Here is an 11,373-nt window from a genome sequence, read left to right on the forward strand (position 1 = left end):
GAGCCCCCGGCCGTCCATGGCGCGCGGCCCTGACCTGCGTTAACGCGAAAACACCCAAGGTGATCGCATCCGCGTTCTCGGCAACCGACACGATCCCCAATTCGGACCCGTGGTCGATCTCGCCTACACTCGGTGGCGTGCCACGTGGTGACGGTCGACTCAATCACGATCTGCTTCCCGGCGAAAAGGGCCCCCAGGACGCTTGCGGCGTCTTCGGTGTCTGGGCGCCGGGTGAAGAGGTCGCAAAGCTCACGTACTTCGGGCTCTACGCCCTCCAGCACCGGGGCCAGGAATCCGCGGGAATCGCGGTCAGCAACGGCTCCCAGATCCTCGTCTTCAAGGACATGGGCCTGGTCTCCCAGGTCTTCGACGAAACCTCTCTCGGCTCGCTCCAGGGCCACATCGCGGTCGGACACGCCCGCTACTCGACCACCGGTGCCTCCGTGTGGGAGAACGCCCAGCCGACGTTCCGCGCCACCGCGCACGGCTCGATCGCGCTCGGGCACAACGGCAACCTGGTCAACACGGCGCAGCTCGCCGAGATGGTCGCCGCGCTGCCCAACGACAACAACAGCCGCTCCACCCGCGTCGCGGCCACCAACGACACCGACCTGCTGACGGCCCTGCTGGCCGCCCAGGTCGACGAGGACGGCAAGCCGCTGACCATCGAGGAGGCCGCCCACGCGGTCCTCCCGAAGGTCCAGGGCGCCTTCTCCCTCGTCTTCATGGACGAGCACACCCTCTACGCCGGCCGCGACCCGCAGGGCATCCGGCCGCTGGTCCTCGGCCGTCTGGAGCGCGGCTGGGTGGTGGCCTCCGAGTCCGCCGCCCTCGACATCTGCGGCGCCAGCTATGTGCGCGAGATCGAGCCGGGCGAGTTCGTCGCCATCGACGAGAACGGCCTGCGCAGCTCGCGATTCGCGGAAGCGAAGCCCAAGGGCTGTGTCTTCGAGTACGTGTACCTGGCCCGTCCGGACACCGACATCGCCGGCCGGAACGTGTACCTCTCCCGCGTGGAGATGGGCCGCCGCCTGGCCAAGGAAGCGCCCGCCGAGGCCGACCTGGTCATAGCGACGCCGGAATCCGGCACCCCGGCCGCCATCGGCTACGCGGAGGCCTCCGGCATCCCCTTCGGCGCCGGCCTGGTGAAGAACGCCTACGTCGGACGTACGTTCATCCAGCCCTCCCAGACCATCCGCCAGCTGGGTATCCGCCTGAAGCTGAACCCGCTGAAGGAAGTCATCAAGGGCAAGCGCCTGGTCGTCGTCGACGACTCGATCGTGCGCGGCAACACCCAGCGGGCCCTGGTCCGCATGCTCCGCGAGGCGGGCGCCGCCGAGGTCCACATCCGGATCTCCTCCCCGCCCGTGAAGTGGCCCTGCTTCTTCGGCATCGACTTCGCCACGCGCGCGGAGCTGATCGCCAACGGCATGACCATCGAGGAGATCGGCACCAGCCTGGGCGCCGACTCCCTGGCCTACATCTCCATCGACGGCATGATCGAGGCGACCACGATCGCCAAGCCGAACCTGTGCCGTGCCTGCTTCGACGGCGAGTATCCGATGGACCTGCCGGACCCGGAGCTGCTCGGCAAGCAGCTGCTGGAGACGGAGCTGGCCGCGGGCCCGGCTGCCACGGCCGCGACCGACGCGATCCGCCGCCCGTAATTCCCGCTGTTCACGCGGTACGACACGAAAGTTCTCAAGGTCATGTCTTCTGATGGTTTTCATCAGCGTGCCCCGCATGCCGGCCCCTCCACCGCGGACGGCGCCAGCTACGCGAGCGCCGGCGTCGACATCGAGGCGGGCGACCGCGCGGTGGAGCTGATGAAGGAGTGGGTGAAGAAGACCCGGCGCCCCGAGGTGCTGGGCGGTCTCGGCGGTTTCGCCGGGCTCTTCGACGCCTCCGCCCTCAAGCGCTACGAGCGCCCGCTGCTGGCCTCCGCCACGGACGGCGTCGGCACGAAGGTCGACATCGCGCGCCGCATGGGCGTCTACGACACCATCGGCCACGACCTGGTCGCCATGGTCATGGACGACATCGTGGTGTGCGGCGCCGAGCCGCTGTTCATGACCGACTACATCTGCGTCGGCAAGGTCCACCCCGAGCGGGTCGCCGCGATCGTCAAGGGCATCGCGGAGGGCTGTGTGCTGGCCGGCTGCGCCCTGGTGGGCGGCGAGACGGCCGAACACCCGGGTCTGCTGGGCGAGGACGACTTCGACGTCGCCGGCGCCGGTACGGGCGTCGTGGAGGCGGACCGGCTGCTCGGCGCGGATCGTATCCGCACGGGTGACGCCGTGATCGCCATGACGTCCTCCGGGCTTCACTCGAACGGGTACTCCCTGGTCCGGCACGTCCTGCTGGACCGTGCCGGGATGACCCTGGAGACGGAGGTGGCCGAGCTGGGCCGGAGCCTCGGCGAGGAGCTGCTGGAGCCCACGAAGATCTACTCGCTGGACTGCCTGGCGCTCACCCGCACCACCGATGTGCACGCCTTCAGCCACATCACCGGCGGCGGTCTCGCCGCCAACCTGGCCCGGGTGATCCCGGACGGCCTGCACGCCGTGGTCGACCGCTCCACCTGGACCCCGGGCGCGATCTTCGGTCTGGTCGGGGCGGCCGGCAACGTCGAGCGCCTGGAGCTGGAGAAGACCCTGAACATGGGCGTCGGCATGATGGCGATCGTCCCGCAGGAGTCCACCGAGGTGGCCCTGGCGACCCTGGCCGACCGCGGCGTCGAGGCGTGGGTGGCCGGCGAGATCACCGAGCGGGACGGGAAGACGACCGGCGCGGAGCTGGTCGGGGACTACGCCGTCTGACCGTGCGGACAGCACGAAATCCGGTCGGTGGCTACGCCACCGACCGGACCGGTCCGTGCAAGGTCAAGCGCCTCGACGATGCGATGAGGACTCGTCGTCCTCGTCCTCGTCGTCGTCCTCATAGAGGTCGGCGTACCGTGCATACAGGTCGTCGTCGTGCTCATCGTCCGTGAAACGGTCGCCGTTCCGCGACTGGTTCGACGTCGATGCGCCCAGCTCCTCGGCCAGGCGTGAGAGGTCAGTCCCGCCGCTGTTGTACTTCAGCTGACGGGCAACCTTCGCCTGTTTGGCCTTGGCCCGGCCGCGCCCCATGGCTCGACCCCCTCAACGACGGGGCTCGACGGCCCCAGAGTCTGACACGCGTTCATGGTCTGGAACGGACTCTCCGGGGAGAGGCCGGTCCGTAGGGCTCCCACGGTACCTGAGCCCACGCCCATACGGTACGTCGCCCACGGTACGCGCGTCTGCCCAAAACCTTCGAGGCGCCCTGTCCTCGCTGGTCAGTGACCATTTTAACCAGTTCTGAAGGAACGACCCGCCGGTGGAAGTGAGAGTTCTCTCCACCCTGCCGCCGACGGGTACCGCTCATTCGTTCGATCGCATCAGGGTGCGATGCCGCCCGCGCGGGCGTCGGCCATGCGCTGCTCGGCGATCCGGTCGGCCGCCGCGGCCGGCGGGATCCCGTCGTCCTTCGCACGCGCGAATATGGCCAGCGTGGTGTCGAAGATCCTGGCCGCCTTCGCCTTGCACCGGTCGAAGTCGAACCCGTGCAGTTCGTCGGCGACCTGGATGACCCCGCCGGCGTTCACCACGTAGTCCGGCGCGTAGAGGATCCCGCGGTCGGCGAGGTCCTTCTCCACCCCGGGGTGGGCGAGCTGGTTGTTCGCGGCCCCACACACCACCCCGGCGGTCAGCACGGCCACGGAGTCGTCGTTCAGGGCCCCGCCGAGGGCGCAGGGGGCGTAGATGTCCAGGCCCTCGGTCCGGATCAGCGCCTCGGTGTCGGCGACGGCCGTCACGCCCTCGGGGTGCTGGTCGAGGATCCGCTGTACGGCGTCCGCGCGCACGTCCGTGACGACGACCTCGGCACCCTCGTCCCGCAGGTGCCTGACCAGGTGGTGGCCGACCTTGCCGACCCCGGCGACGCCGACCTTCCGGCCCCGCAGCGACGGGTCGCCCCACAGGTGCTGGGCGGAGGCGCGCATGCCCTGGTAGACACCGAAGGCGGTGAGCACGGAGGAGTCGCCGGCGCCACCGTTCTCGGGGGAGCGGCCGGTGGTCCAGCGGCACTCGCGGGCCACCACGTCCATGTCGGCGACGTACGTACCGACGTCGCACGCGGTGACGTAACGCCCGCCGAGCGAGGCGACCATGCGGCCGTAGGCGAGGAGCAGCTCCTCGGTCTTGTCGCGCTCCGGGTCACCGATGATCACGGCCTTGCCGCCGCCGTGACCGAGACCGGCCATGGCGTTCTTGTACGACATGCCGCGCGCGAGGTTGAGGGCGTCGGCGACGGCCTCGGCCTCGGTCGCGTACGGGTAGAAGCGCGTGCCGCCGAGGGCGGGGCCCAGGGCGGTGTTGTGGATGGCGATCACGGCCTTGAGGCCGCTGGCGCGGTCCTGGCAGAGCACGACCTGCTCATGGCCGCCCTGGTCCGAGTGGAACAGGGTGTGCAGGACATCAGCAGACGCGCCGGTTACGTCGGTCACTGTGGTGACTCCTGTGTAAAGAGCGGCGAGTGGGGTCGGACCCCGTACGGGTGGCGGGGTGCCGTGGCATGAGCGTAGAGCCTCCGCCCGAGCACCATCCGCGCAGTGTTCAGGATCACTCTCGCGGGTCCTGCGCGCACGCAACGGCGTGGCACGATGCGCAGTGTTTCGAGCCGGATCCGCTGGGGAGGGAGCAGGCGTGGCCAAGGAGTACTCGGTGGTCGTCCCCTACGCCACGTACCTGCGCGTGTACGAGCCGCTGGGCGCCTTCCCGGACGCGGAACGCGCCCACTGGGAGCGCTACGCCCGCCGCCCCGACCGCCCCTCCTACCAGGACGAACTGCGCCGCTCCCTGGCCGCCCTGCTGCCCACCCCGCCGGTCGCGGTCCCGGTGCACGAGAGCGCCGACGCCTTCGTCCTGGAGGTCGACGGGGTCGTCTGCGTGTGCCCCTGGCGGACCCGGCTGCGCGGCTGGCAGGCCCTGGACGAGCTGCCCGGCGAACTGCCGCCGACGGTGCTGGACGCGGTGCTGCCGGCGCTGGTGCGCCACCAGGCCGCCCAGGACCACGAGCGCTGGCTCGCCCGCAACCCCGACGCCCGCCCGTGGATCAGGACGGCGACCTGGCAGGTGCCGCTGAACTGGTTCGTGCTGGTCTCCGACGAGGAGCGCCGGTACGACGAGGGGACCGCCGAGGTCCCTCCGGTGCTGCGCTACCGCACGCCGATGGTGCAGGCCAGGCGCCGGGTCGCGCGGGCGCTGCGCACGCTCAGGGACACCGTGGAGGAGGGCCCGCTGCTCGACGGCCTGCTGGACGTCGGCCGCTGGCTGGAGGAGTTCCACCCGCGCTCACTGGTCGAGCTGGACTACGGCGGCCTGGTGCACGTGCTGCCGGCCGGCGAGCTGGAGGACGACCGGTCGGCGGCGGACGTGGCGGCCGGGATCGAGGCGCTGCGCCGGGGCGACGCGATGGCCGCCGGGGAGGCGTACGGGCGGCTGGTGGAGCGCTGGCGGGCGGTACGGGACCGGCGATCCGCGAACTGAGCGCGGGACACGATTCGAACATAGTGACGTACATCACGGCCCAAACCGCCGCGCACGACGTACGGTCTACGCACTTGGTCCATCTGACGAGACGTTGGTTCAGATCTGGACTTTTGTCCCAAGGGTGATGGACGGCACTTACCCGGCTCTTGCGCCTCTTGCCACCCCTCATGCCAAAATAGGACAAGGAGTCCGGGGAGGGCTCCTTCCGTCCAACTATGCTCGATCCTGGGCGGATTCTCCGCTTTGTAAGTTTTGGGGGGTCTGGTGACCTCTGCACGCCGCTGTGACTGATCGTCACAGTGGCGTGACTGTCCGCTATGGCACGGTCCATCGGCATCCGTCGCTGATGAACACCTGGGAGGGCAATTCCATCGGTTTGGCCGACGCGGCTGGACAGATGGTGTAGTTGTAGTGCCGAGGACAAGCCGTTCGTCCTATAACCGACTCGACTCGCGTCCGCCATTTCGGGCAACGCGGGTCAAGGTGCAGAATTTAGAGGAAAGAACCGAGAAGGTTCGGTTCTCCCGAGGAGGCCGCTCATGACCGCTCGCACCCCTGATGCCGAGCCGCTGCTGACCCCGGCTGAGGTCGCCACCATGTTCCGTGTCGACCCCAAGACGGTCACGCGGTGGGCGAAGGCCGGCAAGCTCACTTCCATCCGTACGCTCGGCGGGCACCGCCGCTACCGCGAGGCCGAGGTCCGCGCTCTGCTCGCGGGCATCCCGCAGCAGCGCAGCGAGGCCTGAACAACTCCATAACCGGGCAAGACGGTCGGTCCCCCAACCGGCCGGGGCGCCCGAACCCCTAGCTACAAGCGACGCGGGACCTGCCCCAACAGGCCCACGCCCCAGCCGAAGAGAGCATCGCAGGCAAGCCGTACAGGGTGTGTCGTCGATCGCGCTGGACTCCGCCGAGTCCAGCGCGATCTTTTTTGTGCGCGGACCAGGGGCCCGGAGGCGGCGCCGTGAGCGTCCTTGTCGGAGTCTGGGGAGGCCTGTCGGAACGGCCGGGGGTGGTGCCCGGGGTCGGTGCAATTGCACATATTAAATCGACCCGTTATATGAAGGGGGTAAATACCGCCGTTTCAAAAACTCATGCGGTGACTCCCGTCACACACCAGGGCGCTTGTTGTCCCCGGCGCGCGTGCGCTAGGGGAAGCGCGCGTTCCAGAACCCGGCGTCCATACGGGGGTTGGAGTCGGCGGGCGTCAGGCGGGCCGGGGGTCCTCGTCCTCGACGGCCTGCCACCCCGCCTGGTCCTCGTCCCCGTCCTCCTGGCTCCACGGGCCCGTGTCCATCGCCAGCCGCAGCAGGCGGTGACAGATGGGGCAGTGGCGGGTGAGATGCCCGTAGGACGAGGCGGCCGACAGATGCGCCCTGAGAAGCGCTCGCGTCTCATGCCTGACCGAAGCCGCCATACGCCACCTCCGGGGCCGCACAGGAGGACGGAGCCCTGCTCCTTGGGTACCGAGGGAAAGCGGCGCCGTCAAGACCGCACGCCCTGGGCGCGCGGGGGGCGTCGGGGAAGCGGGTACGACTGAGGCCCGCGCCCCTTGCGGGATGCGGGCCTCAGTTCATTGTGCGGTCCTGACGGGATTTGAACCCGCGGCCTCCACCTTGACAGGGTGGCGAGCACTCCAAGCTGCTCCACAGGACCAGGTTTTGCGGCGCTTGTTGCTGTGTTGCGCTGCGAGAAGGACTGTACAGGAGGGCGAGGGTCCTGGTCGAACTCACCCTCCGTACGGCTCCCGTCACGGTGCGGCGGCGTCGATCGCCTTCAGGATCCGCTTGTCGGAGACCGGGTACGCCGTGCCCAGCGCGTGGGCGAAGTAGCTGACCCGGAGCTCCTCCAGCATCCAGCGGATGTCCAGCACGGAGGACGGCACCGGGCGCCCCTTCGGGAGCTGTTCCAGGAGCCAGGCGTACTCGTCCTGCATCTCGTGGATCTTCTCCATCCGCGTGGTGTCCCGCTGGACGCCCGTCGGCATCTGCTGGAGACGCCGGTCGACGGCCACGAGATAGCGCAGCAGGTCGGGCAGCCGGCGTATGCCCGCCCACGTCACGAAGCCGGGCTTGACGAGGGCGTCCAGCTGCTTGCGCACGTCCGTGAGGTTGGCGAGCAACGCCGGGCTGGAGACGGCCTTCAGGCGGCGTTCACAGGCCTGCCAGGCGGCCAGGACCTGCTGCACCTGGGCGACCGTACGGACCGTCGTGTCCACGATCTCCGCGCGCACCTTGTCGTACAGCTTGCGGTACGACTCCTCGTCCCACGCCGGCCCGCCGAAGTCGGCGACGAGCTTGTCCGCCGCGGCCGTCGCGCAGTCCTCGAACAGGCTCTGTACGGAGCCGTGCGGATTCGCGGACAGGGCCAGCTTCTGCTGGTTCGTCAGCCGGTCCGAGGCGAACTTCGCCGGATTCACCGGGATGTTGCGGAGGATCAGGCGGCGGGTGCCTTTCCACATGGCCTCCACCTGCTCCTCCTCGGTGTCGAAGAGGCGGACCGAGACGGTGTCGCCGTCGTCCACCAGCGCGGGGTACGCCTTGACCGGCTGTCCGGCCCTGCGGGTCTCGAAGACGCGGGTGAGCGTGCCGATCGTCCAGTCGGTCAGGCCGGTGCGCTCCAGGGACTCCCCGCCCTCGCGGGAGGCGGTCGCGGCGGCGGCCTGGGACAGCGCCTTCCTGGCCTTCGGCTTCAACCGCAGCTTCAGAGCTTCCAGGTCCTTGTCCTCGGCCAGTTTCCGGCGCCGCTCGTCGACGATCCGGAAGGTGATCCTGAGGTGGTCGGGGACCTTCGCCCAGTCGAAGTCGTCCGCCTCGAAGGGGACGCCGACCATGCGCTTCAGCTCGCGGGCCATGGTCACCGTCAGCGGTTCCTGAAGGGGCACCGCCTTTTCCAGGAACGCCTTCGCGTAGTTCGGCGCCGGCACGTAGTGGCGGCGGACCGGCTTGGGCAGCGAGCGGATCAGCTCCGTCACCACCTCCTCGCGCAGCCCCGGGATCTGCCAGTCGAATCCCTCGCCGGTGACCTGGTTGAGGACCTGGAGCGGGATGTGCACGGTCACGCCGTCGGCGTCCGCGCCGGGCTCGAACTGGTACGTCACGCGGAAGGAGAGCTGCCCCTGCCGCCAGGTGTCCGGGTAGTCGGCCTTGGTGACCGCCTCCGCCGACTCCCGGATCAGCATCTCCCGCTCGAAGTCGAGGAAGTCCGGCTGCTCCTGCCGCTTTCGCTTCCACCAGGAGTCGAAGTGGGCGCCCGACACGGCGTGCTGGGGCACCCGCTCGTCGTAGAAGTCGAACAGCGTCTCGTCGTCCACGACGATGTCCCGGCGCCGGGCGCGGTGCTCCAGCTCCTCGACCTCGCTGAGCAGCCGGCGGTTGTCGGCGAAGAACTTGTGGTGCGTGCGCCAGTCGCCCTCCACCAGCGCGTTGCGGATGAACAGTTCGCGGGAGATCTCGGGGTCGATGCGCCCGTAGTTCACCTTCCGCTGGGCGACGATCGGGACGCCGTACAGCGTCACCTTCTCGTACGCCATGACGGCCGCCTGGTCCTTCTCCCAATGCGGTTCGCTGTAGGTCCGCTTCAGCAGGTGCTCGGCGAGCGGCTCGACCCACTCGGGTTCGATCTTGGCGTTGACCCGCGCCCACAGGCGGCTCGTCTCCACCAGCTCGGCCGACATCACGAACTTGGGCTGCTTCCGGAACAGCGCCGAACCCGGGAAGATCGCGAACTTGGCGCTGCGGGCGCCCAGGTACTCGTTCTTGTTGCCGTCCTTCACGTCCTTCATCCCGATGTGGGACAGCAGGCCGGCGAGGAGGGAGAGGTGGACGCGGTCGCCGGGGGCGTCGTCCTCGTTGGGGTGGATGCCCATCTGCTTGGCCACCGTGCGCAGCTGGCTGTAGATGTCCTGCCATTCGCGGATGCGCAGGAAGTTCAGGTACTCCTGCTTGCACATCCGCCGGAAGGACGACGAACCGCGCTCCTTCTGCTGCTCGCGGACATACCGCCACAGGTTCAGATAGGCGAGGAAGTCGCTGGTCTCGTCCTTGAACCGGGCGTGCTGCTGGTCGGCCTGGGCCTGCTTGTCGGCCGGGCGTTCGCGTGGGTCCTGGATGGACAGCGCGGCGGCGATGACCATGACCTCGCGGACACAGCCGTTCCTGTCGGCCTCCAGGACCATCCGGGCCAGGCGGGGGTCGACGGGCAGCTGGGCCAGCTTGCGGCCGGTGTCCGTGAGCCGCTTGCGGGCGTCCTTCTCGGCCGGGTCCAGCGCGCCCAGTTCCTGGAGCAGCTGCACGCCGTCACGGATGTTGCGGTGGTCCGGCGGGTCGATGAAGGGAAACTTCTCGATGTCGCCGAGACCGGCCGCGGTCATCTGAAGGATGACGCTCGCCAGGTTCGTACGGAGGATCTCCGCGTCGGTGAACTCCGGGCGGGCGAGGAAGTCGTCCTCGGAGTACAGCCGGATGCAGATGCCGTCGGACGTACGGCCGCAGCGGCCCTTGCGCTGGTTGGCGCTGGCCTGCGAGATCGCCTCGATGGGCAGCCGCTGGACCTTGGTGCGGTGGCTGTAGCGGCTGATCCGGGCGAAGCCGGGGTCGATGACGTACTTGATGCCGGGCACGGTGAGGGACGTCTCCGCGACGTTCGTCGCCAGCACGATCCTGCGTCCGGTGTGCTGCTGGAACACGCGGTGCTGCTCGGCGTGCGAGAGCCGCGCGTACAGCGGCAGCACCTCGGTGAAGCGGTATTTCTTCTTCTCCAGCGCGTCCGCGGTGTCCCGGATCTCCCGCTCACCGGAGAGGAACACGAGGATGTCGCCGCTGCCCTCCGCCATCAACTCCTCGACGGCGTCGGTGATCGCGGTGATCTGGTCCCGGTCGGCGTCCGCCGCGTCGTCGGAGTACTCCTCCAGGAGCGGGCGGTAACGCACCTCCACCGGGTACGTCCGGCCGCTGACCTCGACGATCGGCGCGTCGCCGAAGTGCCGGGAGAAACGCTCCGGATCGATGGTCGCCGAGGTGATGACGACCTTCAGGTCGGGACGTTTGGGCAGGAGCTGCGCCAGGTAGCCCAGCAGGAAGTCGATGTTGAGGGACCGCTCGTGGGCCTCGTCGATGATGATCGTGTCGTAGGCGCGCAGCTCGCGGTCGGTCTGGATCTCGGCGAGCAGGATGCCGTCCGTCATCAGCTTGACGAAGGTGGCCTCCGGGCTCACCTGGTCGGTGAAGCGGACCTTCCAGCCGACGGTCTCGCCCAGCGGCGACTTCAGCTCGTCGGCGACCCGCTCGGCGACGGTCCGGGCGGCGATCCGCCGCGGCTGCGTGTGCCCGATCATGCCGCGCACGCCCCGGCCCAGTTCCAGACAGATCTTCGGGATCTGGGTCGTCTTGCCGGACCCGGTCTCACCGGCCACGATGACGACCTGGTGGTCGCGGATGGCGTCCGCGATCACGTCCTTCTTCTGGCTGACGGGCAGTTGTTCGGGATAGGTGACGGCCGGCACGCGGGAGCGCCGCTCGGCCATCCGGTCCTCGGCGCGGCGGATCTCGGTGTCGATCTCGGCGAGGACGGCGGCACGGGCCTCCGGCTTGCGGATCTTGCGCGCGCCCTCCAGCCGCCTGCCGATCCGGTGCGCGTCGCGCAGCGACAGCTCGGACAGACGAGGGGCGAGGGTGCCGAGGGCGGGGGCGGGATGCGTAGACATACGGCCTCCAGGATCTCACCTCGCCCGAAAAACACGCGAACGAATTGACCCGGGCGCGGGCGGCGGGCCGCGCGACCGGTCACCCCGGGGTCCGGA

8 protein-coding genes and 1 tRNA gene are annotated in these 11,373 nt (G+C 69.2%); 4 read left to right on the forward strand and 5 right to left on the reverse strand.

Annotation, left to right across the window (positions count from 1 at the left end; genetic code table 11):
* The first annotated feature begins 137 nt into the window (after window positions 1-137).
* Together purF and purM are read left to right on the forward strand one after the other, a co-directional pair.
* Window positions 138-1,667, forward strand: coding sequence for an amidophosphoribosyltransferase (gene purF, locus ACGFT1_RS11165; RefSeq protein WP_356819309.1), 1,530 nt, complete (start codon window positions 138-140; stop codon window positions 1,665-1,667).
* A gap of 42 nt (window positions 1,668-1,709) precedes the next feature.
* Complete coding sequence (gene purM / locus ACGFT1_RS11170; protein ID WP_373908711.1) at window positions 1,710-2,819, forward strand: phosphoribosylformylglycinamidine cyclo-ligase; 1,110 nt, start codon at window positions 1,710-1,712, stop codon at window positions 2,817-2,819.
* Between the two features lie 63 nt (window positions 2,820-2,882).
* Here the strand turns inward: purM and ACGFT1_RS11175 are convergent, their stop codons facing one another.
* Window positions 2,883-3,131 carry a DUF3073 domain-containing protein gene (locus ACGFT1_RS11175; protein ID WP_373908712.1) on the reverse strand — a complete coding sequence of 83 codons (249 nt, stop codon included), beginning with the start codon at window positions 3,129-3,131 and terminating at the stop codon, window positions 2,883-2,885.
* Window positions 3,132-3,421: 290 nt separating this feature from the next.
* Complete coding sequence (locus ACGFT1_RS11180; protein ID WP_373908713.1) at window positions 3,422-4,528, reverse strand: Leu/Phe/Val dehydrogenase; 1,107 nt, start codon at window positions 4,526-4,528, stop codon at window positions 3,422-3,424.
* Window positions 4,529-4,727: 199 nt separating this feature from the next.
* On the opposite strand from ACGFT1_RS11180, the gene ACGFT1_RS11185 reads away from it, so the two are divergent.
* Window positions 4,728-5,570: a hypothetical protein gene (locus tag ACGFT1_RS11185; RefSeq protein ID WP_373908714.1), complete on the forward strand. Its 843-nt coding sequence runs from the start codon at window positions 4,728-4,730 to the stop codon at window positions 5,568-5,570.
* 542 nt (window positions 5,571-6,112) lie between these two features.
* On the forward strand, window positions 6,113-6,319 hold the full coding sequence (bldC, locus tag ACGFT1_RS11190; RefSeq protein ID WP_003949541.1) for a developmental transcriptional regulator BldC: 207 nt from the start codon (window positions 6,113-6,115) through the stop codon (window positions 6,317-6,319).
* Between the two features lie 461 nt (window positions 6,320-6,780).
* On the opposite strand, the gene ACGFT1_RS11195 is transcribed toward bldC, so the two are convergent.
* The 3 genes from ACGFT1_RS11195 to hrpA form a co-directional block, all read right to left on the reverse strand.
* Entirely contained in the window at window positions 6,781-6,990 is a 210-nt protein-coding gene (locus ACGFT1_RS11195) for a DUF6274 family protein (RefSeq protein ID WP_373908715.1), read from the reverse strand.
* Window positions 6,991-7,154: 164 nt separating this feature from the next.
* Window positions 7,155-7,229, reverse strand: a tRNA-Asp gene (locus ACGFT1_RS11200).
* A 94-nt stretch (window positions 7,230-7,323) separates the two neighbouring features.
* Entirely contained in the window at window positions 7,324-11,277 is a 3,954-nt protein-coding gene (gene hrpA / locus ACGFT1_RS11205; RefSeq protein WP_373908716.1) for an ATP-dependent RNA helicase HrpA, read from the reverse strand.
* Between the last annotated feature and the right edge of the window lie 96 nt (window positions 11,278-11,373).

This window comes from Streptomyces sp. Y20 (assembly GCF_043195475.1).
Taxonomy (GTDB): Bacteria; Actinomycetota; Actinomycetes; order Streptomycetales; family Streptomycetaceae; genus Streptomyces.